The organism is Vibrio zhanjiangensis (assembly GCF_030161235.1).
GTDB classification, from domain to species: Bacteria; Pseudomonadota; Gammaproteobacteria; order Enterobacterales; family Vibrionaceae; genus Vibrio; species Vibrio zhanjiangensis.
Genome location: NZ_BSPW01000090.1, coordinates 15,493 through 37,056 on the forward strand (window position 1 = coordinate 15,493; position 21,564 = coordinate 37,056).

Below are 21,564 nucleotides of genomic sequence, written 5' to 3' on the forward strand. Positions count from 1 at the left end.
ATAACCAACAATCATTATCAAGATGGTGTCTCCATCGCAAGTTTTAGATTTGCGTGCCCTGGTGGTGGAATTGGTAGACACAAGGGATTTAAAATCCCTCGGCGTTCGCGCTGTGCCGGTTCAAGTCCGGCCCGGGGCACCATCTAACCTTATACGCGACACTAGCTCAGTTGGTAGAGCGCAACCTTGCCAAGGTTGAGGTCACGAGTTCGAACCTCGTGTGTCGCTCCAAAATTAAACCGCCTTTTAGGCGGTTTTTTCTATAAAAATGGAATCCTTAAACTCTAATAATATTTATCTAGAATGTTCTTATATTCTGTAGATTCTAGTGTTTGGCCAAGGGATTTATTGATCATCGTGGCCTCAGTTGTAGATATTGATTTACTGCAAACAAGGTAGCGTGAATGTTGTTCGGGCGCGTCAGTGACATTAACAATACTGACGTATTTAGATATTCCTTCATTGTGACTTAGGATCCACTTTGCTTCTACATAAGGCATAAGCACGAAATCCACGCGTCCTTCGGCTAATAGGTGGAGTAAATGTGCGCTTTTGGTTAGTTTTATGTCTTTTACATAGCTAACATCGCGCCTATTCACATTGTACTCTTCCATTTTCTTGTCAAACCACGCTCCATATGAAAAACCACTGTACGTACCTAACTTAAGGTCTGAAGTAAATACGTCAGCTACTGTTGGTGTTTTGGGTATTTCAGAAATTTTTTCATTATTTATTACAACAACGAAAGGCTTTTCAATCAATAAAGGTTCATCGCTATACCAATATTCGCTCACTCTTTCAGATGTTTTATAGATTCCAGAAATACATCCTTTGATACTTGGTTTTTTAAGTTCTTCCATTATTCTTTTGAAAGGACGCTTATTGAAGTCAAAGGAAATATTTGCATTTTCAAAAACTAGCCGATTGATGTCGATAAGTATCCCAGTTACATAGTCACTATTAGTTTTAAAACGGAGTGGTTCTCGATCGTAGTAATAAATAGTCACTTTTTTATTAGTCTGTGCTGAAGACTCAGAAACAGCCCATGTTTTGGATGGTAAGAGGCACAAAAATATTAGAATTGAACCTAATAGCAACTTCATATATACACCCTACTTACTGATACCAATAACCTAACTATAGTAGGGAATGAATTAGCTGCAGGGCCGTATACCAAATTTAACATACAGTAAAAGATGAATTTTCGAGTTGCACAGTTAGGCAAATTTAAGACCATGTGGTTACATGGTCTAGTATTTACACCGTGTTACACAAGCTCTGCGAGCATATCATCTGAATAGTCGGTGAGTGCTTCGCCAGCTTTGACTTTAGCAACATAGTCTGGGTTAGCAATTAATGGACGCCCTATGGCCAATAAATCAAATTTCCCAGCGGCTAAAGCGGCATTACCTGACTCAGGGGTAAAGCCACCAACCCCCATTAAGGTTTTGCTGTAATGGGCTCGCATATAGTCAGACACCTTGCCTCCCAAGTAATCAAAAGTCATATTGTCGTCGAATATGCCAACGTGCAGATAACATAATTCTCTGCTTTCTAAAGTTTGTAGCAAGTAGTCAAAAACCTGTTTGTCCCTTGGATCGGACTCCATATTGAAATACGCTCCAGGTGAGAGACGAAGCGCGGTCCTTTCTGAGCCAATGGCCTCGGATACGGCATCGACCACTTGCAAGGCAAATCGAGCCATATTTTCGGCATTTCCGCCAAATTCATCCTCGCGCTGATTGCTGGCAAAGTGTAAAAATTGATCAATTAAGTAGCCATTGGCTCCGTGGATTTCTACACCATCAAACCCAGCCTCAAGCGCATTAATTGCTGCCTGACGATAATCTTCAACCAGCTCCTCTATCTCTTCTCGGCTTGCTGGCTTTGGTGTGATGTATTCAAGTTCTCGCATACGTGGAACCGAACCTTCAACACCGATTGCCGAAGGAGCAAGTACATAATCACCGTCATAGAAGTGCGGGTGTGCGACTCGGCCTGTGTGCCATAACTGAAGGAAAATCTTGCCTCCATTTTGGTGAACGGCATCAGTGACTTTACGCCATCCTAATATCTGTTCTTGAGTGTAGATGCCAGGAGTATTGGGATAACCTTGCGCATCAGGTCGTATGATGGTTGCTTCACTGATGATAAGCCCAGTATCCGCGCGGCGAGCATAATATTTCACCATATCATCAGTGGGGACAAGATTGGCATCAGCCATGCAGCGAGTGAGTGGCGCCATAACAATACGATTGTTAAGGGTAATAGCGTCATTAAGTTTGATGGGTTCGAATAAATGTTGCATGGTTTTTCCTCGATAATTTCTTGAATGCTCATTCAAGTTAGTCTAATTTGAATGAACATTCAACATCTTTTTTGAATGTCTGTTCAAAATCCGTTAGAATCGGGTGTTGTTGATAATTTAAATGTGAGTAATGATGCGCAGCGCAGAATTTGATCGTGAAACAGTGCTTCGTTCTGCAATGGAAGCCTTTGTAAATAAAGGGTATTCCAAAACCAGTATGCAGGATCTTAAAGCCGCAACAGGACTACATCCTGGCTCAATTTATTGCGCGTTTGAAAACAAGCGTGGACTCTTGATCGCAGCGCTTGGCCAGTATCGTGATGACAAATCTCGTGAATTTGAAACCTTGTTCAAAGAGCAAGAGAACGTTTTCTCTGGTTTAAGTCGTTATTTAGATTCTGTGGTAGATGAGTGTGAAAAAGAGGCGATCAAAGATTGTTTATTGCAAAAATCTTTGAGTGAATTAGCGCAGCAAGACTCGGAGATTGAGCAGCTCATCAGTTCTATGCTACAGGATTGGCATCGCTCGATTGAAAATAAAATTTCTCAGGCTCAAGATGAGGGATATGCGAACAAAAATAAATCTGCCGGACAATTGACCCAGTTTCTTGTGATGGGTATTTACGGGATGCGCACCCTTTCACATACCCAACCCAAACCGGGTGTGTTGAAAGAGTTAAAGCAAGAATTGATTCATTACCTTACCAGTTAGTTGCCTTTTATAATACGATATATATTGCCTTGACCGGTACTAAAAATAATCTCATCTTTTGGGCTCACGGGAATATGTCTGATCCATGTTTAGCGATTTCAAAGTACTCCAGACGGTGCTTTTTGATGATAAAGATGGCTTATCGGTGGAACATGCTAGCCTACCCATCCATAAGATTGATGGTTGGAGTGAGACTTATCATTATTATTGTCGGTAAGCTGGGTTTTTGATAGATCTCCCCTATGTGATGGCTTCGCCACGCCGTTAAGGTATTCATACTGAGAAAGCAGAAAATCCCAATCTTCACTCCCCGTTGTGTAGCGGCGTAAAGCAGATCGTCAACGGCCGGCTGGCAGAGTGTATCGAGAAGCGCACGGTTGTGGAGAAAAGGTGACCATAAGGCATGGTGAACGTCATGTGCATTCAAGAGCACTGAGGGAGTCGATTCACCTGTTGAACTATCCAGTTATCGGTGGATTTTTTGCCACAGCGAGGGCTGGCGCGGCTAGAGCAGGTAAACCAAATGTCTTTAACATAGGAGCAGTCGTCGCTTTCACAATGGAGGGTTTTACCGCCCAAGACGGATTTGCCGCAGGCGAGTGTTTTAGTGACTTCAGAGATTTCAACATCGCGAAGTGTTGTATCGTTAGCGAGCATCTCAATTGCAGCGCAGCTGCTATGTTCCCACTAGACAAATCGGTTGGTATACTATCTAGACTATGTCATATAGAGAGTAATAACCAGTGAAAGATATGCGTCAAGCCATGTTGGATGCGGGCTTCAAGCTAATTAATGAACATGGGTTTACCGGTGTTGGGCTTATGAAGATCATCAACGAAGCAGAGGGCACCAAAGGTTCTTTTTACCACTACTTCAAATCAAAAGAGCATTTTGGCGAAATCCTACTTGGGGATTACTTTGATAATCACTTATCGATATTAGATGGCTACTTAAGTGATGATACAATGACTCGCCAACAAAGAGTGATAGAGTACTTTACATTCTGGAGCGAATCCAAGCTAACGGACGACTTTCGAATTCAGTGTCTGGTCGTCAAACTGGCAGGTGAGATTTCAGGCACTTCCAACCGAATGCAGTCAACAATGTCGGAGGGTGCCGAGAAAATCATCCAGCGAATGGCGGATCTGTTTATTGAAGGAAATGAAGATGACGACTTTAATATCGCCGATCCTAAAGCGCTGTCTCGTACGATTTATGGGCTTTGGCTTGGCTCTACTCTCATGGCGGCAATGCAAAGAAATCGCGCGATTCTAGAGACTGCCATGCAAGAGACGATGTCCTTAGTTAGCTAGACTAGCTCCCATATAGCAAAGGGCCCGCGATGCGGGTCCTTTTCGTTGGTGCTTTAGGTTAGTTACCCACACCACCATTATTTGTAGCTGGCATTTCCGGAGTGAGAGGCGGCCACTCTTTAAAGGTCGCTAAGTGTTGCTGCACTGCTGCCTGCGCAGGACCAAATGCCCACATTTTTTGCCCCATCCACTTTAGGTACATCCCAGATTCTTCCGCCGCCCTTTCGTAAGGGTCTCGGCGAAGGTTAAAAAGCAAAGGCGCATTTAACTCTTCTTTTGGTCCACTCCATCCATGATTCTGAACCACAAAGTGGGCTTTCCAATCACCAACACGAACCGCCTGAAGTTTATCACGCTCATAATAGAAAATTTCATTACGATTCGATTGGCTATCTTTCGTGAGCATATCTAATTGATTGTAACCATCAAGGTGGGCCTTGAAGCCATCGTGGCCTTTCAGTAGTTTTTCTTTGAGGTCGGTAGGACCTCCCGCTGCAGCGACTAGCGTTGGTAACCAATCCATGCCATCAAATATGCCGTTGTTCACAGAGCCTGCTGGGATTTTGTCTGGCCAGCTGACTAAAGCAGGTGCTCTAACACCCCCTTCCCAGATAGTCCCTTTCTCACCGTGGAATGGTGTCATGCCGCCATCAGGCCACGTCATGATCTCAGGGCCGTTATCCGAGGTGAATATCACGATAGTATTGTCTGCTACGCCGAGCTCTTCTAACTTGGCAAACATCTCCCCTACATGGTCATCGAGATCTTTCATGACCACTTCTTGAAGCCCCCAGCCATTTTTTCCAAGCATAGCCTCATACTCTGGCGACAAATGCGTCCACACATGGCCTCTCGAAGGACAATACCACGTAAAGAAAGGTTTATCGGCCTTGACTGCTCTTTCAATGAAGTCGATAGCGTGCTTATTCACTTCGTCATCAAGGGTTCTCATCCGTTCAATCGTCAGTGGCCCGTCGTCTTTAATGGTTTGTTTCCCTTTGCCATCAGATTTTACATGAATCACATTACGAGGCGCAAACTTCTAAGAGAAGAATCTCTTAACTGAATGGTGTTACGCAGTACTCGGGCTTATCTTTAACAAGGTGATCAACGAAGGTGCGCTGGCATTTTAGATTTATCTCTATTCAAGTAGTAATACAGATATACCAACGAATAAATCGTGACGAACGCATCGAGCGCGAACACACCACTCCAACCGTAGAACCATTGGTAATCATTGATACAAACGTTGTACAAGAAAATACCAACAAACATGGATTTCTCGAACGCGCTGTAAATCATTGTCGAGGTTCTAAGCTGTTTGTATTTCGCCGAGAACATGAGCAGAACACCGATACAACCTACCATCACTCCCCAATGCTGATAGGCTCCTTGCAAGTACTCCTTATTTATCATCATGACGTCACTGTAGGAAAACAAAGTTTTCATACTCCATTCTGGTGCCAAAAACGTAGAGAATGCAGTGGCAGTCAGTAGACCTGTGATGATCAAATAGGATTTGATCGTTTTTTCAAAAAATCGTTCCAACATATAAATAAACCTAAAATTTAATTTAAATCACTTGCTATTTTCTAAGCATATTCATGACTGCTGATTTCAATTCGTTATCTTCCGCTGAAAACAAGTGTTTTACTCTATGGTCCACGCCTGTTTCCATTACGGTTTTAGCATGAGAGAAAGTTAAAAAACCTTCTTTACCGTGATAATGTCCTAACCCAGATTCTCCAACGCCACCAAACGGTGCGTCATCCACAGCCAAGTGGAACACACAATCATTGATACACATTCCCCCGGAATGAACTTTGGTTTTCACTTGCGCTTGCAAGTCTCGATCAAAAGTCATCAGGTATAATGCGAGAGGTTGAGGTTTGCTATTGACGATGGAAAACACCTCTTCGATATTTTTATATCCGATAATTGGCAGTATAGGGCCAAAGATCTCTTCTGTCATAACAGTAGAGGTCAAACTTGGTTCAACCAATAAGTGGGTCACTAGCCTATGGTTACTAGGATCAAGCGCATCGCTATGGCAGGCTTCAATTCGAGTTCCTGCCTGCTGTTCTTCATCCAACAGCGCCATGACGCGTTCGTACTGCCTTTGGTTGGCCATTGAGGTCAGGTTGTTCGAATACACCCCTTCTACAAATAAGCTTTGGTACTGAGATTTGTACTCATCAATAAACTGTTCAATTTTGCTTTCTGGCAACAATATGTAATCCGGGGCTACGCAGACCTGCCCATTGTTCAGACTTTTGCCATAAATAATGCGTTCTACCGTAATATCGATTGGCATGTCTTCTGCCACTATCACCGGCGATTTTCCGCCTAATTCAAGAGTAACAGGTGTTAAATTGGCCGCAGCGGCTTTCATTACGTGGCGACCAACTTGCGTTGACCCCGTAAACAACATGTGATCAAAACTTAACGCCGTAAACGATGCGGCGATATCGGCTTCACCCTCCACAATTTGAACTTCACTGTGATCAAATACCGTTGCGAGCATTTCACCCAGCACCTGGTTGGTGTATGGGGTAAATTCACTCATTTTTATCATTGCTCGGTTACCCGCTGCCAACGCTGATATTAGTGGCCCCACGGACAGCATAATAGGAAAATTCCATGGTGTAACAATCCCAACTACACCCTTAGGTTGGTAAACCACTTCAACTCGAGACGTAGAAAGCAAAGCGCCGGAGTGGCGAATTGACGACGTCATCCAATGCGGCAGGCAGTCAATCGTATGATCAATATTGCTGATACAAGGCACGATGTCTGCCATCAATGTATCCAGTTGGCTTCGGTGCCCATAATCTAGGCTGACAGCTGTGCAAAGTTTGTCTGTATATTCGATTAGCGCGGACTTAATCCCCATTAGTTTTTTGATTCTGCTCGCCTGATTTGGCATCGGGTTAGCTGTAAATGCTTCCTTCATAGAGCTAAGAGCATTTTCCATTTGCACTGGTGTTAGATCATATTTCATACATCACCTCGTGGTTAATTTGCATACACAATAAATAAAACAAACCGGTCGGTCTATATAAGTATTGTCAATTGTATGTCAGAGGTTTTTACTGAAAAAGGGGATTTTCTAATCAGTTCAGCAAATATGAACTACCTTAAAAATATGAATCAACACTCACAAGGAGAAAAGTAAGAGGTGGAAAAAAGGAATATTTTATGTCTCGGTATGCTTTGGACTGCTTGTTCTGCTGATGCTAGCGATATATCAGAAGCGAAGTCTCCTTCATAATGACAACACAGCATAGAGATCTATGCATTGGCACTAAATATCTAAAGATAAATTGCTACAGTTTATCTCTGCTCATGAACCAACATTGATAGCAATGGAGGCTTGTAAGAAAGTGTCAAAAATACGGGCATCAAGTTAGACTTATGCTTCCTCAATATGTAAAATCTTACGGTAAAGCGCATAAGAATGATTTTATCGATGCGGCTGCTATTGCTGAGGCATCTACAAGACCCGATATGAGGTTCGTTTCTCCGAAGAGTGAGCAGGCTCAATTAGGCGTTGTTATTCGGCGTGTTAGAGTTGGTTATATTCGATAAAGGATAGTAACGATGAACCGAATTGGTTCTTATCACTGGCAACTCCCCATCTACTCTGAACATAAACCTCTATCAAACTCTAGACAGCTTTCTACTTTATACAACTTGTTGCTCATCTGGGGGATAAGTTCCGCTCCCAGAAACATGTTTTTCTGCTGCTAGCCTATGTCGCAGCGCCAGAGCATGGCCCACAGGGAAAAAACTTGGACTAAATTATCGCTCAATGCGGATTTCAGATTGGCTTTAGTCGACGCTTTCGTTACTATGTAGAGCTATTTATGAAGCCTGAAATCCCTATCGGGAAACCTTATGGAAACTACCAAAAGGTAGATGAGGAAACGATGCAACATCTAGAAGAGATTATTGCTAATGCTAACGCTGCGATTGACACAGCAGATTCATTAGTCGCACTCGACGAAGTGCGAGTTCAGTATTTGGGTAAAAAAGGTGAGCTAACGGTTCAACTTCAAAGCCTAGGAAAACTGCCACCAGAAGAGCGCCGCAGCGCAGGTCAAGAGATCAACCAAGCGAAAGGTGTTGTCCAGCAAGCGATCGCAGCCCGCAAAGATGCATTACAGAGTGCCGAGCTTGAAGCCAAATTGGCAGCTGAAACTCTTGATGTGACTCTACCTGGTCGCCGCATAGAAAATGGTGGTCTACACCCAGTGACTCGTACAGTTGAACGTATTGAACAGTTCTTTGGTGAACTCGGTTTTAATACCGAATCAGGTCCTGAGATTGAAGACGCGTTTCATAATTTTGATGCGCTGAATATCGCAGAGGATCACCCTGCACGTACTGATCACGATACTTTCTTCTTTAATCCAGATCTTATGCTGCGTACGCACACCTCAGGTGTTCAGATTCGCACAATGGAAAATGGAAAACCACCGTTTCGTTTCATTGCTCCGGGACGTGTCTATCGCAACGACTACGACCAGACTCACACACCTATGTTCCACCAAGTGGAAGGTATGTTGGTTGATGAAAACGTTAATTTTGCTCAGCTTAAAGGGATTCTCCATGACTTTCTGTGTAACTTCTTTGAAGAAGAAGTTGAAGTACGTTTCAGACCCTCATACTTCCCATTCACGGAACCTTCAGCTGAAGTGGATGTGAAAGGTAAGAATGGCAAATGGCTAGAAGTATTGGGCTGTGGCATGGTCCACCCTAATGTTCTTCGCAGTGTAGGTATTGATGCGGAAAAATACTCAGGATTTGCATTTGGTATGGGTGTAGAGCGTCTAACTATGCTTCGCTATGGCGTAAACGATTTAAGAGCGTTCTTCGAGAACGATCTGCGTTTCTTAAAACAGTTCAAGTAATCTAGGGGAACCATCACTATGAAATTTAGCGAAACTTGGCTTCGTGAGTGGGTAAACCCTTCGGTTTCAACAGATGAGTTGACTCACCAAATTACTATGGCAGGCCTTGAAGTTGACGATGTTCTGCCTGTCGCTGGCTCTTTTACAGGCGTTAAAGTTGGTCATGTTGTTGAATGTGGTCAACACCCTGATGCAGACAAACTGCGAGTGACGAAAGTGGATGTTGGCGAAGCTGACTTACTTGATATTGTCTGCGGTGCACCAAACTGCCGTCAGGGTCTGAAAGTAGCGGTTGCCACTGTTGGTGCAGTGCTGCCGGGTGACTTTAAAATTAAGAAGGCAAAACTGCGTGGTCAACCGTCTCACGGTATGCTTTGTTCATTTACAGAACTTGGTATCGATGTTGACTCAGATGGCATTATGGAACTTGCTGAAGATGCGGCGATAGGTACAGACTTCCGAGAATTCTTGGGCTTAGATGATGTGACAGTAGATGTTGATCTGACCGCAAACCGCGCAGACTGTTTTAGCATTCGAGGCCTAGCTCGTGAAGTTGGTGTACTGAATCGTGCGGATGTCACCGAACCAGCAATTAATCCAGTTGCCCCAGCCATTGACGATACGGTTTCTATTGACGTTAAAGCGCCAGCAGCATGTCCTCGTTACTTGGGTCGCGTGGTTAAAAACGTTAACGTTAATGCTCAGACACCGCTTTGGATGCAAGAGAAACTGCGCCGCTGTGGTCTCCGTTCTATCGATCCAGTGGTTGATATTACGAACTACATCTTGCTAGAGCAAGGCCAACCAATGCATGCTTTCGATCTGAACAAAATCGATGTTGGTATTGTGGTACGTATGGCAGAGCAGGGTGAAAAACTCACGCTTCTCGATGGCAGTGAAGCGGAACTGAATGCTGATACATTGGTTATTGCAGATCATAATAAAGCACTCGGCATTGCGGGAATTTTTGGTGGTCAAGATTCTGGTGTAACGTCTGAAACCCAAGATGTGTTACTAGAGTGTGCCTTCTTCGCACCGGATCATATTCGTGGTCGTGCTCGTAGCTACGGTTTACACACAGATTCATCAATGCGTTTTGAGCGTGGTGTTGATTACGCACTGCAAGCAAGTGCGATGGAGCGGGCTACAGAGCTGCTGGTTGAAATCTGTGGCGGTGAAGTAGCTCCTGTGGTTGCTGTAGAATCAACCAGCGATTTGCCTACACCGAATACTGTTGCACTGTGCCGTACTAAACTCGATAGCCTATTGGGTCATCATGTTGCTGATGCAGAGGTCGTTGAGATTTTGGAGCGTTTGGGTATGCAGGTTGCGACAACCGAAGCCGGCTGGACAGCAACTGCACCGACATGGCGCTTTGATATTGCTATCGAACAAGATCTGGTTGAAGAAGTAGGCCGTATCTATGGATATGACAATATTCCAAATCAGAGCCCAGCCGCTGATCTAAAAATGCACGATCATGTAGAAGCGAATATTCCACTCAAACGTGTTCGTAACTTGCTTGTAGACCGTGGTTTCCAAGAAGCCATTACTTATAGCTTTGTTGAGCCAGAGCAGCAAAAACTGATTGTTCCAGATATTGAGCCTCTGATGTTACCTTTCCCGATTTCTGCTGATATGTCAGCGATGCGTCTGGGTTTGATTCAAGGTCTTCTCAACACGGTTGTCCACAACCAAAAGCGTCAGCAGCCGCGTGTTCGTTTATTTGAATATGGCTTGCGTTTCATCCCATGTGAGTCTGCAGAAAACGGGATGCGCCAAGATCCTATGTTAGCCGGTGTGATCGCTGGTGCTCGCAGTGAAGAGCATTGGGATATCGAAACTAACACGGTTGATTTTTTCGATTTGAAAGGTGATCTTGAAGCGATTCTGGAATTGTCTGCGAATGAAAAAGCCTACTCTTTCGCTGCGGTCAAGCATCCAGCATTGCATCCAGGCCAATCGGCGGCAATCATGATTGATGGAAAAGAAGTCGGCGTAATAGGCACTGTACACCCAGAGCTTGAGCGTAAATTTGGCCTAAACGGTCGCACCATTGTGTTTGAAATCGAGTGGTCAGCTATCAGTGCTAAGGTTATCCCAGAAGCGGTGCAGCTTTCTAAGTTTCCTTCAAACCGTCGTGATATTGCACTGGTTGTTGATGACACAATTGCATCTGGCGATATTGTTGCGGCGTGCCTTGAAAAAGGGGGAGAATTCCTCACTGACGCGCGTCTTTTTGATGTTTACGTTGGCAAAGGGGTAGAGGAAGGCAAGAAGAGCCTTGCCATTGCTCTAAGCCTCCAATCAGTAGAACGTACGTTGGAAGACTCGGATATTGCAGGCGCAGTTGATGCTATTGTTGCGCATGTTTCCGGAAAATTTGGCGCTTCTCTTAGAGATTAACCAGACTTAGTGCTTATAATAAAAAACCTGCCACAAGGCAGGTTTTTTTGTAGGCAATTACAGCATCTGTCTTGTATTTGAGTTTATGGGTATTAATTGAGAAACCTGTTGATTTAAAACTAAGTTCATATTAAAAAGGCTTGGATACAATTTTGTATCACATATCTATCTCTAACTTTAAAATAATAGAAAAATTTAATATGTATAAAAAATCAAGTGTGGCTCTTGCAATAGCCTCTTTAATGTTATTTGGGTGTGGTGGTTCAGATAGTTCTAATGATAGTCAATCTACTCAAACTTATCAGTCGGAAAGTACCTCTTCTTTGACCGATTATATTGATGTACGAATGAGCTTTAACAATCCTTGGAAGGAAACCATTGGTCACTCATACTTAGGTGTCGATTTTGAGCCAACGAGTCTCGGACTTGGTGATAAGGACCAATTTTCCATAGGAGCAGCTAATCTTTCAGAAAATGAAAGTCTTACCAGTTGGGAAAATGGTGCTGATTTTGTTATTTATTACCACAAAGGTGGCCAAAATTATGTCATTCATTCGAATGCAAGTTTTTTCGAGGAAGAAGATGAAGGAACTATTTTTTCCAAAGATCTTGGTGGAGTTTGGTCTTATAAAAAATCAGTAAGTGGGCAAACCCCGGAAAGATCGCTAATTCTACGTGTTAATAGGAATTTTTCGATTGAAGGAAATATTAGTTCAGAGGAATTAGAGATTGTTAATGAACTCAAACGAATATTAAAATCGATTAACTTATCTACTCCTATGAAGGCTTATGCGGTACATGATAAAGATAACCTAGACACAGCCCCAGATGGAGGGTTCAGTCAGAAAGTCGATGGAAAAATCGATGATAACCCCAACGACTATACTGGAACAGAACAATGGGTGGATATTTCTAGTGTCCAACTTTCTTTAAGTCCTCAGTAATTATTTCCTCATTGAAAGTAATCTAATCTGGCTCTAAGAGCTGGATTAGTTTCTAAGCTTTCGCTGTTTTTGCTGGAAGAGCGAATTTAATCATTTATCACCAGTATACTGTCAACTAATTTGAAAGATTATTTTTCAGAAAATATAGGTTGGCCAACTCATACGGAATATAGGGCAGAAAACAACCCCAGGACTACAACTGGGACTATTATAGTTCTACCTATATTCATTTTTTCCTACGTAGTACTCACTCCTATTTCTAATAGCATTAATAACAAAAATGGTTGGGGGGATAAAAATTAGCTGTGCTACTAGTTTAGTAATACTAGACCATAGCATTATACTGAATAATAAGTTATTTTCTTTGACACCAAAGAAAGCTAAAGTTAGAAATAATTTCACATCGACTAAAGCGACTATAAATGTTGATACCGTTATTCTATATGCAATACTTTTTATTTTCAAAGATGAAAATAATACTCCAAAAAGAAACATAGAAATAAAGTAAGCACAAAGCGATGATAAGTAGACTCGATAATTGCTTAAACTGTATATTGAGTTAAAGCTTTGATTTAAGTTTGACTCTATTTCTAATCCAGGCGCTATTGAAGACAAATACATTAAACTAATAAAAGTAAGATAGCCAATATAAGCAATAATGATACATTGGTAATAGGCTCTTGGTGAGCGAATTGCAATAATTATAGCTGAGAAAAAGTAGACAAATGGATAGGTAAAAAAACCAGCGGTTAAATGAATATTATATACTTCCACCACTTTCATTGCTGAAAGGTTCGAAGCGGTAAGAAAGCAGGAAAGACCAAGAGTAGCGAGCAAAGTCGCAGCTTCAGTGATTTTCACGTATTATCGCTCCATAATATGATAAATCGCAATGAAATCTTCGTTATTTATCTTGAGCTTTTTCCTGATAGACGGCCTCAGTAAACTGTTGATTGATACGCTCACAGGAATATCAGAAATCACCATTTCTACGGTTTTATCTTGTATATTAACGGCTTTGATACGCTTGTCAGAAATCGAGTACCTTCCTTTGTGAAGTCCAACATCATGCCTATCAATGTAGGCATGATGGAACATTTCTTTACCTATAAACCCCACTAATCCGTCAATGGAATATAAATTGGAACGTTTTTTCCTTATTTTAAATACGTTAAATTTTGACATTTTTCAGTTGCATAATTGGATAACTATCTTCGTGAATGACTCCATTAGAAGATATGAAAATAAGCCTATGGTCTTCTTCTATCACTTTTCTAAGGACTACATCTCCAGACTGAGTAGTGCAGATATAGTGATTTTTATTTTTTAGCGGAGGCACAAATTTTTCAAAAATTAATTGGCTACTTTTGGGCAAACTGTCTATCAGTGAATTGTTTTTGATGTATATATCAGTATCTGTCTGTTCAGACAGAGTTACGATGTCACTATTCAGGCGCTCAAAATGGTATGGAGGGGCGGTATCATCCGAAAGATCAGAAAAAGTAATGTTATAGTAATTACAAATTTTCCCTAACGTTTCAATGGTTGGATTACTATTTTTTCCTGAATACAGGCTATACAAGGTGCTGTACTTTATTCCCATTTCTTGAGCGAGAAATTTTACACCGCCAGTATCATGTTTACTATCTGTTATAAGTCTTATTATTTTATCTATCATTCTAATCTAGCCAAAGTGTGATAACATTCATGTTTAAAGTTTGTCAGAACGATTATTAATCTATTTCTAACATTATGTGATCTTATAATTTTTATTGGATTCTAATGTTTTCTTACAAATTATCCAGTAATAATTTATCATATAAACGGTTTGTTTTATTAATGATAATTTTTGTCAATATAGCTTGTAAGTATGTGCACCCAATGAGCATAGATATAGTTAATTTTGTCTATCATCAATAGGATTGGGGCGTATAAGTATATAGTTCCTTTATCCTTGTAGAAAACGGTATAAATTTATTTAGTAGCTTCACAGTGGCATTGCTGGTATTTTCATAATGATTGAAAATATAGCGATTAAAATATTAACTGAGGATTTCATCACAATGGAAGCTCGTTCTTTGGAAGAATTTACAGTAACAGGCTTTACTGCTCGAACTTGTAATGCAGATGAGCTAGAACCGACTACGGCGAAAATAGCCCCCCTTTGGCAGCACTTTTATCAACATGCAGTACCAAGCTTGGGTGAGCAGTCATGTGTCTATGGGGTATACAGCAACTATGAGTCGGATGCTGAAGGCCAATATGACATTAGCGTAGGAGCAACAGAGCTCTCCGCTGACCGTTTAGAAGGGGCAAAACATGTGCATATTCCTGCTGGGCAGTACTTAGTATTCACCGCTAAAGGAGAAATGCCCAAAACGGTCATTGGCTTGTGGGGAGAAATTTGGTCGTATTTTGGCAATAGTGACTGTCCGCATGAGCGGGCATACACGTACGATTATGAACGTTACCTTGACGAGCAATCGGTTGAAATTTGTATTGCCATCAACGGATTCTGAAGTCTCGTTTCACCGTGTTTCTCTGGATGGCACTAATGTAATATTCACAGTGTCAAGCCGCTGAAAAACAGGCCTGCTAGCGCTATGGTACCAATCTGTAGGCATAGCTTCATTTAACCTAGCGGCCTTTAGAGCCGCTTTGTCCTGCGGGGCAATTAAAGCATAATCTAGTAACTGGTTAAGAATACGTTTGAGAGCTTGCCTTGTCAGTGAGCCATCGCGACAATGTCGTTTTATTTCACCGATAATTACACTATGAGGTACGAAGGGCTCTAATACGCCATTTTCGATAGTCGTCACTCGAGAAGAACGCATACAATTATGGCGTGCGCTTTCCCAGTCGGGTTTACCTTTGCTTGTCAGGTAGTTTTCTCGAAAGCAAAAGTAACTGAAAAGGAAGCGCTCTATACACGTCCATCGCTGCGCTTGGGCTTCGAGAAAAATGTGGTCAAGTTCAATGTCAATATCTGTCACGATTAATCTTATCAGTTCTATAGCTAGGATACATAACTTGGGTTGTTAGCATTAGAATGTATGCTTCTATATTTATGGATTGCACAAAGAAGTTGCACGAGCAATAGTACACCAGAAACACCAAGCCCAATACCTATACCACCCCAAACTCCCGCTAAACCGTGATCATGAAGCAGTAACCAAGCCGCAGGTAAACCAAATAGCCAATAACCTACAGCAGTAACAAAAGTGGGACCTACGACTATTTTCATCCCGCGAAGTAGGTTGATTGCCAGCAACTGCCATGCATCAACAACGAATGATAACGCCACGACCCAAAGCACGCTAATTAAAAGTATGGATAATTGTGTATCGAGATTGAATAGTACAGTGATGACCTCTGGCCAAGCAATGAAAAGCCCAGCTAGTAGAGCGCTGAGTATCGTCGTAATAAAGAAGCTGCGCTTTACCGTATGTTTAATGCCATCAAAGTTACTTGAGCCAAAATCTCGGCCAACCAGAATGGCTGCAGCTTGAGAGAATCCAAAATTTATATTCCAAGTAAAGCTTAGGCATTGAATAAGGATCTGATGCAGGGCTAGTGCTGCGATGCTGATCGCTCCAGCCATTAGAGTGCCGCCATAGATGAGTCCGTGCTCAAGCAATGAGGCAATCATAATGGGTATGCCAAGTGACAATAGAGGCTTGAGCAAAGATAAAGAGTACTCTTCTATGTTCAGCCATGGAGAAAATGAACGATATTCTGCCCGTTTAAATACCCAGTAACCATAACCTAGCATTACGAGAAAAGACGAAAGCGCAGTACCCGCACCGAGGCCCGCAAGGCCTTGCTCAAAGGTGAACGCGAACAAATAGCTCAGAGGAATGTTGAGTAAAACTGTCGAAAGGGACATAACCATAATAGATCGAGTGCTACCTAGAGCGCTGGTTAGACCACGAAGTACAAGCAAAATGAGTGAGGGTAACATGGCCCATTTTAACGTATTGAGATAGCTCATTGCTGGCTCAATCAACGGTTCAGGCTGATTTGCCACAAGCAGTAAGTTAGGAAAGTAGCCAAAACTGAATGTGAGCGCCAACGTAAGAATAAACGACAGCATGACTGCTCCCTTGATCGCAAAGCGAATTTGCTGGTTGCCAAACACTGGTCTTGCTATTCGTTGGCCGTATGCAATAGCAATCAGGTTTGCAACGCAACCCACGCAACTGCTCGCGATGATAAAGACAAAACTATACACTGAGGCTCCCAATCCACCCGCGGCTAGCGCAGAGACACTTAGCTGCGACATCATCCAAACATCAGTTAGAACCAACGCCATGGTGATCAGCTGTGAAATGATTAGTGGTAATGCCAAGGAGAGAATTTTTTTCATTGTATGCCTCGTGTCTGAATGTACATAAGGTATGCTTTTACTGTCTGGCGTTCAAATGATATTTATGTCATCCTTGCATAAGTTGAGATCATGTGAGAAAGCAATGTCTGGTTATCAATATCTTCCCTATTCACACAATGGGCTTAAAGTTTTTGAATGTGTTGCGCGTTTGATGAGCTTCACTAAGGCTGCGGAAGAATTAAACGTAACTCAAAGTGCTGTGAGTCGGCAGGTGAGGCAGCTGGAAAATGATTTGAACGTTTTATTGGTGGTGCGTAGACATAGAGCGATAGCCTTAACAGAGAAAGGGCGAGATCTGTATCAAAGGTTAAATAGTCACTATCGTGAACTTGATGCGCTGTTTAGAGAATGGTCTACCACGCACAAGCAAAGAATCGTAATAAAAAGTGCGCTCAGTTATGCCACTAGAACGTTGATGCCGCAAGTTGTCCGATTAAATGAAAGGTACCCTGAGTACGAGATTGTTATTATACCCTCCATCGAGGAAAGCCCCGATCTGGAGACAGAAGACTGCGATTTGCTGATAGTAAATACCTGCCAAAGAGAGCGATACATAGGTAAGAAAGGGGTGACGTTTTTGCGTGAAGAATATATGGCACCGGTTTACGCAAAATCGCTATCTGAACATAATATTCCGCTGCAAGATGTGCTCACCTTACCTCATTTGCATTCGACGCTCGATCATCAAGATTGGAAATATTGGTTAACGAAAGCAAATCTTCAAGGAACCAAGAGACGTAGAGATACGGTTTTCTATAGCTTAGATTTGGCGCTGAGTGCGTGTTTAGCTGGTCAAGGAGTCACAGTGACTGACCTCTTATTGGTGTTACCGGAGCTCAATAGGGAGTTTCTTAAATGTCCCGACGATGTGGTTTTGCAGCACAGCCAGTGGCAGTATTTCTGCTACCAACCTAACCGAAGTTCTGTCATCGATGAAATTCACGATTGGTTGGTTGAGCAAACCCAAAGTGAATTGGGTCAACTCAAAGCAATGTGCAAAAGTTTTGGTTGGGATAGTACCAAAGTAGAGTTGCCTTATTGTTAATTGCAACAACTACAGTTACGTTTATATTTGCTCATTTTTCCAATACCTGGGTTAAATGTATTGGTCGGATCTAATGAATGATAAAACTTTTGCAACTGTTTTTCAGCCTCATAGAGATGCCCCACATTATGCTCAGCCGGATATTTAGCGCCTTTTTGAGTCAGTAGTTCGAGCATTTTTTGTTTAATCTTTTTGGTGTTAGCCCCTTTTTTGAAAATATAGTCTTGGTGAAAGACGTGACACATAAAATGCCCATAGTAGAGGGCAACAACTAAGTCTTTTGTTATTTCTTCAGGTAGCTGCTCAACCCAATGAATGTCATTGCGACGCAGTGCGATATCGAGTGCAAGGATGTCCTCGACATCATTTGAATGTACGGTTTCATAGCGCATGGCAGCGCCCGCTGCGGCAAAGCGATGAAGCAGAGCCTTTTTGCCTTCTTCATCACTGCAGATAAAAAAGTCACAACCTGTGTAACTCGACCACTTCTCTTCTAAATAGGTTTTGGCTTCTTCAATCCCGCCATCACTCATTTTAAGAATCAAATGGTGCTCGTACTTGTCCCTAAATTGCAACATGCGTTGTGGTAGATGCTGAGGAAATAACTTACTCAGCCAATACATAGCAAGGTCTGGTAGTTTTTCAGAAACAAAGGGAATTCGCTTGAGGATGGCTTCTATCTTGGCCTTGAGAGAGAAGAATTTTGGCAGTCGTTCAGTACCCAAATGGTGAATAGACAGAAATACATCTTTACCATAGCTCGCAGCAAGGTCAAATATATCTCGGTGCAGATACTCACCCATTTCAGGGAGATGTTCAAATTGACTCAGCATATCGCGTCTAAGCTTGCTTAGCCTGTTTGGATCATTACAGCCGATATAAAAGACCTGTTCCTTTTCAGGCACAGGATTCGTATCCACACGCACGGCGAATACAGCGAGTTTTCCAGCGCATCCGCTGGCTTCAAATAGGCGCCTTGAGTCTGCATTGAAACGAGATGGAATGTCCGAATCCACATCACGAACTCTAGCTTCATATTCTTTATCTGAGGCCATTGCATTAGTGTGTTTTACATTTTCAGAGGTAAAATTGCCTTGTTCAAGATTGGTCAGAATTTCCTCTGGCGAGTCGCCTAGACCCTCTATCCCTAGATGATTGACCAGCTCCAATTTGCCTTCTTGTGTTACTTGAGCAAAGAGAGCAAGTTCAGTGTAAGCTGGTCCTCGTTTTACAAGAGCGCCTCCGGAATTGTTCGCGATGCCGCCGACCACAGTCGCGCCAATAGACGAAGAACCTATCACTGAATGAGGGGCTCGATTGACTGATTTGAGTTTCTTTTCCAATTGGTGAAGGCTCACTCCGGGTAAGCTCACTACTTGTTTGCCATTGTCGATCAGGTGAAGGGTATTGATGCGCATGATGTTGATCACAACGACCTCACGATCATAGTCTTCGCCACTGGGTGCAGAGCCTTCAGTGAGTCCTGTCTTGGCCGCCTGCATGATGATGATGCAGTTGGATTGAACGGCCGCTTGTAATAGCTGCCATTGCTCAATAAGAGAAGCTGGAAAAACTATCGCAAGCGCTTTCCCTCTACCTGACCGGAAACCGGAACGATAGTACTCGGTTTTTTTTTCACCGGTTAATACGTGTTGTTTCCCAACAATATCGATAAATTGCTGAATTAACGCTATTTTATCCATAGGTTTCCTTAACTTGCAGTTTAGACGTTTTAGTTTTTGACAGTCTAAAGTTGAAATTTAAACCACACCACCGCAATACTTAGAGCAATAATGAATGGTTTTGTGGATAAGACCGGAAATTATTTTCTAATTTCTTCAATATCAATGAATTATATCGAGTTTGTTCAGAAAATTAGTCAACCTAATGACAATGTTTTTTTCCTAAATGAATGTAATCTTCTAGGTAACGGGCCTAAGTTTCTTGTTGAACAATGGTTTTTGTTGTGCCACTTCATATAAAGGCGTGAAGTAATAGGCCCAAGTTGCTTACCGCAAATATGAACCATATTTCTATACAGAGTGCTGACAAAGTCATACAAAGAAGTCATACCAGTTCATGGTTGATTAATGTAATGTGTTTGGCCACTAGCGTTTTATGAGAAAGCATCAAGATGAAAAAATCATTGTTTCTATTACCTTTACTATTATCTTCGACGGTTTATGCTGCCAATCATCAACTTGGTTTAGCAGTCGGGTACGGTGGGACTGAGGGGCCAGATAATTGGAGTGATTCAGGTTTTGCGGCCAAAATCGATTATGCCTATCAATTTCATCCCAATTTTGCCGCTGAGATTGGCTATGCAGGTGTTGAAGGTATGACAAGTAATTTGGTATCTGCCGTGTTTGGGACAACGGAACAAGAAGTTAGCTATTCGACGGGTTTTGCCGGATTGAAAGCGGTGATATCTCCCATGTCATTCCTTGATTTTTATGCGGTAGGTGGGGCGAATTATTCAGAAGTCAAAAAAACGTATACGCCAGCGGGTGGTGCAAAACGTACCGATTCCCACACAGGTACTCATCCTTACTACGGCGTTGGTGCGGATTTAATATTTTTTAGCCATGTGGGATTAAATTTGGAATACCGAAAGTTCTTTTTGGCTAATGACTTTGAATCAGATGTGGTGTTTACAGGGATAAACGTTAGGTTTTGACCTAGCCGGTTACATCAAAAGTTGTTGGGTATGACCTAACACGACGCCTTTAGCATTTTAATAGCAATGGAAATCGAGTTTGCTTTCACTCAAGACTTCAACTCACACTATGAGTTAAACTGTTAACACCCTGTCTATTAGTGTGAGAGTCCGTCTATGACATCCATAGAGCAGCAACTTGCTAAGCTGAAAATCATTCCTGTTATTGCCATCAACAACCTAGACGATGTGATTCCTCTGGGGCGGACACTTATTGAGCATGGTTTGCCATGTGCAGAAATCACATTTCGTACAGATTGTGCTGCGCAAGCGATCCATCAGCTTCGAATGACCTATCCGGATATGTTAATTGGGGCGGGTACCGTGTTGACCATAAAGCAAGTGGATGACGCAGTAGAGGCGGGCGCTGACTTTATCGTTAGCCCTGGTTTTAACCCCAAAACGGTGCAGTACTGTTTGGATAACAATGTCACTGTCATCCCTGGGGTCAACAATCCTAGTTTAGTCGAGCAGGCGATGGATTTTGGGCTTAAAACGTTGAAGTTCTTTCCAGCCGAACCCTCTGGTGGCACCGCTATGCTCAAGGCACTGTCAGCGGTTTACCCAGTTAAGTTTATGCCGACCGGTGGGATAGGTATCGACAATGTTGATGCTTATCTTGCTATCGATTCTGTGCTGGCCTGTGGCGGGACATGGATGGTTCCACCTAATCTAATTGACCAAGGGGACTGGCACGAAATTGGAGATCTTGTTAAGCAAGCGTCCACGGTAACCCGCTGACTATAAAAAACGCACTACAAAATGAAGTTTAGTTAAAGAGCAAATATCTCTACTGATACTAACTTTGTAGTCTCATTGG

General features: G+C 42.4%; 20 protein-coding genes, 2 tRNA genes and 2 pseudogenes. 13 read left to right on the forward strand and 11 right to left on the reverse strand.

Annotated elements, in window-relative coordinates:
• Positions 1-55 precede the first annotated feature (55 nt).
• Positions 56-142: transfer RNA gene (locus QQK21_RS19460), tRNA-Leu, on the forward strand.
• A gap of 13 nt (positions 143-155) precedes the next feature.
• A tRNA-Gly gene (locus QQK21_RS19465) sits at positions 156-231 on the forward strand.
• Positions 232-284: 53 nt separating this feature from the next.
• Here QQK21_RS19465 and QQK21_RS19470 read toward each other — a convergent pair.
• Both QQK21_RS19470 and QQK21_RS19475 read right to left on the reverse strand, forming a co-directional pair.
• Positions 285-1,103, reverse strand: a complete 819-nt coding sequence (locus QQK21_RS19470; RefSeq protein WP_284193834.1) for a substrate-binding periplasmic protein — start codon at positions 1,101-1,103, stop codon at positions 285-287.
• A gap of 164 nt (positions 1,104-1,267) precedes the next feature.
• Positions 1,268-2,308 carry an alkene reductase gene (locus tag QQK21_RS19475; protein ID WP_284193835.1) on the reverse strand — a complete coding sequence of 347 codons (1,041 nt, stop codon included), beginning with the start codon at positions 2,306-2,308 and terminating at the stop codon, positions 1,268-1,270.
• A gap of 133 nt (positions 2,309-2,441) precedes the next feature.
• Between QQK21_RS19475 and QQK21_RS19480 the strand changes: the two genes are divergently transcribed.
• The 3 genes from QQK21_RS19480 to QQK21_RS19490 all read left to right on the forward strand — a co-directional run bounded on the left by QQK21_RS19480 (position 2,442) and on the right by QQK21_RS19490 (position 4,333).
• On the forward strand, positions 2,442-3,020 hold the full coding sequence (locus tag QQK21_RS19480) for a TetR/AcrR family transcriptional regulator (protein ID WP_284193858.1): 579 nt from the start codon (positions 2,442-2,444) through the stop codon (positions 3,018-3,020).
• Positions 3,021-3,410: 390 nt separating this feature from the next.
• Positions 3,411-3,767 carry a hypothetical protein gene (locus QQK21_RS19485; RefSeq protein ID WP_284193836.1) on the forward strand — a complete coding sequence of 119 codons (357 nt, stop codon included), beginning with the start codon at positions 3,411-3,413 and terminating at the stop codon, positions 3,765-3,767.
• The gene (locus QQK21_RS19490) at positions 3,764-4,333 is read left to right on the forward strand and encodes a TetR/AcrR family transcriptional regulator (RefSeq protein ID WP_284193837.1); all 570 of its coding nucleotides are present in this window, start codon (positions 3,764-3,766) and stop codon (positions 4,331-4,333) included. The genes QQK21_RS19485 and QQK21_RS19490 overlap by 4 nt, the downstream gene beginning before the upstream one ends.
• A 58-nt stretch (positions 4,334-4,391) precedes the next feature.
• On the opposite strand, the pseudogene QQK21_RS19495 reads toward QQK21_RS19490, so the two are convergent.
• From QQK21_RS19495 to QQK21_RS19505, 3 genes and pseudogenes are all read right to left on the reverse strand, one after another.
• Positions 4,392-5,372: pseudogene (locus QQK21_RS19495) on the reverse strand (sulfatase-like hydrolase/transferase); the annotation flags it as partial.
• Between the two features lie 68 nt (positions 5,373-5,440).
• A complete protein-coding gene (locus QQK21_RS19500) occupies positions 5,441-5,884 on the reverse strand; it encodes a hypothetical protein (RefSeq protein WP_284193838.1) in 444 nt (147 codons plus the stop codon).
• A 34-nt stretch (positions 5,885-5,918) separates the two neighbouring features.
• Positions 5,919-7,334 carry a coniferyl aldehyde dehydrogenase gene (locus QQK21_RS19505; RefSeq protein WP_284193839.1) on the reverse strand — a complete coding sequence of 472 codons (1,416 nt, stop codon included), beginning with the start codon at positions 7,332-7,334 and terminating at the stop codon, positions 5,919-5,921.
• 307 nt (positions 7,335-7,641) lie between these two features.
• On the opposite strand from QQK21_RS19505, the pseudogene QQK21_RS19510 reads away from it, so the two are divergent.
• The 4 genes and pseudogenes from QQK21_RS19510 to QQK21_RS19525 all read left to right on the forward strand — a co-directional run.
• A pseudogene (locus QQK21_RS19510) lies at positions 7,642-7,918 on the forward strand (IS110 family transposase); the annotation flags it as partial.
• A gap of 344 nt (positions 7,919-8,262) precedes the next feature.
• Positions 8,263-9,246 (forward strand): phenylalanine--tRNA ligase subunit alpha, encoded by a 984-nt coding sequence (gene pheS, locus QQK21_RS19515; RefSeq protein ID WP_284193859.1) that lies wholly within the window; start codon positions 8,263-8,265, stop codon positions 9,244-9,246.
• Between the two features lie 18 nt (positions 9,247-9,264).
• Positions 9,265-11,652 (forward strand): phenylalanine--tRNA ligase subunit beta, encoded by a 2,388-nt coding sequence (gene pheT / locus QQK21_RS19520; RefSeq protein WP_284193840.1) that lies wholly within the window; start codon positions 9,265-9,267, stop codon positions 11,650-11,652.
• Between the two features lie 152 nt (positions 11,653-11,804).
• Complete coding sequence (locus tag QQK21_RS19525; RefSeq protein ID WP_284193841.1) at positions 11,805-12,596, forward strand: hypothetical protein; 792 nt, start codon at positions 11,805-11,807, stop codon at positions 12,594-12,596.
• A 216-nt stretch (positions 12,597-12,812) separates the two neighbouring features.
• On the opposite strand, the gene QQK21_RS19530 is transcribed toward QQK21_RS19525, so the two are convergent.
• From QQK21_RS19530 to QQK21_RS19540, 3 genes are read right to left on the reverse strand one after another with little or no spacing between them, the layout of a single operon-like run.
• A complete protein-coding gene (locus QQK21_RS19530; protein WP_284193842.1) occupies positions 12,813-13,457 on the reverse strand; it encodes a queuosine precursor transporter in 645 nt (214 codons plus the stop codon).
• Between the two features lie 3 nt (positions 13,458-13,460).
• Complete coding sequence (locus QQK21_RS19535) at positions 13,461-13,781, reverse strand: hypothetical protein (protein WP_284193843.1); 321 nt, start codon at positions 13,779-13,781, stop codon at positions 13,461-13,463.
• Positions 13,768-14,274 (reverse strand): helix-turn-helix domain-containing protein, encoded by a 507-nt coding sequence (locus QQK21_RS19540; protein ID WP_284193844.1) that lies wholly within the window; start codon positions 14,272-14,274, stop codon positions 13,768-13,770. Before QQK21_RS19540 ends, QQK21_RS19535 begins: the two co-directional genes overlap by 14 nt.
• A gap of 337 nt (positions 14,275-14,611) precedes the next feature.
• On the opposite strand from QQK21_RS19540, the gene QQK21_RS19545 reads away from it, so the two are divergent.
• Positions 14,612-15,115: a GyrI-like domain-containing protein gene (locus tag QQK21_RS19545; RefSeq protein WP_284193845.1), complete on the forward strand. Its 504-nt coding sequence runs from the start codon at positions 14,612-14,614 to the stop codon at positions 15,113-15,115.
• 9 nt (positions 15,116-15,124) lie between these two features.
• Here the strand turns inward: QQK21_RS19545 and QQK21_RS19550 are convergent, their stop codons facing one another.
• Positions 15,125-15,589 carry a hypothetical protein gene (locus QQK21_RS19550; protein WP_284193846.1) on the reverse strand — a complete coding sequence of 155 codons (465 nt, stop codon included), beginning with the start codon at positions 15,587-15,589 and terminating at the stop codon, positions 15,125-15,127.
• A gap of 23 nt (positions 15,590-15,612) precedes the next feature.
• Positions 15,613-16,962 carry an MATE family efflux transporter gene (locus QQK21_RS19555; RefSeq protein WP_284193847.1) on the reverse strand — a complete coding sequence of 450 codons (1,350 nt, stop codon included), beginning with the start codon at positions 16,960-16,962 and terminating at the stop codon, positions 15,613-15,615.
• Positions 16,963-17,065: 103 nt separating this feature from the next.
• Here QQK21_RS19555 and QQK21_RS19560 point away from each other — a divergent pair, with 103 nt between their 5' ends.
• Positions 17,066-18,028 carry a LysR family transcriptional regulator gene (locus tag QQK21_RS19560; protein ID WP_284193848.1) on the forward strand — a complete coding sequence of 321 codons (963 nt, stop codon included), beginning with the start codon at positions 17,066-17,068 and terminating at the stop codon, positions 18,026-18,028.
• On the opposite strand, the gene dld is transcribed toward QQK21_RS19560, so the two are convergent.
• On the reverse strand, positions 18,025-19,731 hold the full coding sequence (gene dld / locus QQK21_RS19565) for a D-lactate dehydrogenase (protein WP_284193849.1): 1,707 nt from the start codon (positions 19,729-19,731) through the stop codon (positions 18,025-18,027). The two genes, QQK21_RS19560 and dld, sit on opposite strands and share 4 nt — an antisense overlap.
• Before the next feature lie 431 nt (positions 19,732-20,162).
• On the opposite strand from dld, the gene QQK21_RS19570 reads away from it, so the two are divergent.
• Both QQK21_RS19570 and QQK21_RS19575 read left to right on the forward strand, forming a co-directional pair.
• Entirely contained in the window at positions 20,163-20,705 is a 543-nt protein-coding gene (locus QQK21_RS19570) for an outer membrane beta-barrel protein (RefSeq protein WP_284193850.1), read from the forward strand.
• A 156-nt stretch (positions 20,706-20,861) separates the two neighbouring features.
• Positions 20,862-21,485, forward strand: a complete 624-nt coding sequence (locus QQK21_RS19575; protein ID WP_284193851.1) for a bifunctional 4-hydroxy-2-oxoglutarate aldolase/2-dehydro-3-deoxy-phosphogluconate aldolase — start codon at positions 20,862-20,864, stop codon at positions 21,483-21,485.
• Positions 21,486-21,564: the final 79 nt, after the last annotated feature.

What these genes read in the sequence shown, in the direction of transcription:
- QQK21_RS19545 (WP_284193845.1), top strand. Translation starts at nt 14,612, where the DNA reads ATGATTGAAAATATAGCGATTAAAATATTAACTGAGGATTTCATCACA.
- QQK21_RS19570 (WP_284193850.1), top strand. Translation starts at nt 20,163, where the DNA reads ATGAAAAAATCATTGTTTCTATTACCTTTACTATTATCTTCGACGGTT.
- QQK21_RS19480 (WP_284193858.1), top strand. Translation starts at nt 2,442, where the DNA reads ATGCGCAGCGCAGAATTTGATCGTGAAACAGTGCTTCGTTCTGCAATG.
- pheS (WP_284193859.1), top strand. Translation starts at nt 8,263, where the DNA reads ATGCAACATCTAGAAGAGATTATTGCTAATGCTAACGCTGCGATTGAC.
- pheT (WP_284193840.1), top strand. Translation starts at nt 9,265, where the DNA reads ATGAAATTTAGCGAAACTTGGCTTCGTGAGTGGGTAAACCCTTCGGTT.
- QQK21_RS19555 (WP_284193847.1), bottom strand. Translation starts at nt 16,962, where the DNA reads ATGAAAAAAATTCTCTCCTTGGCATTACCACTAATCATTTCACAGCTG.
- dld (WP_284193849.1), bottom strand. Translation starts at nt 19,731, where the DNA reads ATGGATAAAATAGCGTTAATTCAGCAATTTATCGATATTGTTGGGAAA.
- QQK21_RS19470 (WP_284193834.1), bottom strand. Translation starts at nt 1,103, where the DNA reads ATGAAGTTGCTATTAGGTTCAATTCTAATATTTTTGTGCCTCTTACCA.
- QQK21_RS19535 (WP_284193843.1), bottom strand. Translation starts at nt 13,781, where the DNA reads ATGTCAAAATTTAACGTATTTAAAATAAGGAAAAAACGTTCCAATTTA.
- QQK21_RS19505 (WP_284193839.1), bottom strand. Translation starts at nt 7,334, where the DNA reads ATGAAATATGATCTAACACCAGTGCAAATGGAAAATGCTCTTAGCTCT.
- QQK21_RS19560 (WP_284193848.1), top strand. Translation starts at nt 17,066, where the DNA reads ATGTCTGGTTATCAATATCTTCCCTATTCACACAATGGGCTTAAAGTT.
- QQK21_RS19500 (WP_284193838.1), bottom strand. Translation starts at nt 5,884, where the DNA reads ATGTTGGAACGATTTTTTGAAAAAACGATCAAATCCTATTTGATCATC.
- QQK21_RS19540 (WP_284193844.1), bottom strand. Translation starts at nt 14,274, where the DNA reads ATGATAGATAAAATAATAAGACTTATAACAGATAGTAAACATGATACT.
- QQK21_RS19475 (WP_284193835.1), bottom strand. Translation starts at nt 2,308, where the DNA reads ATGCAACATTTATTCGAACCCATCAAACTTAATGACGCTATTACCCTT.
- QQK21_RS19575 (WP_284193851.1), top strand. Translation starts at nt 20,862, where the DNA reads ATGACATCCATAGAGCAGCAACTTGCTAAGCTGAAAATCATTCCTGTT.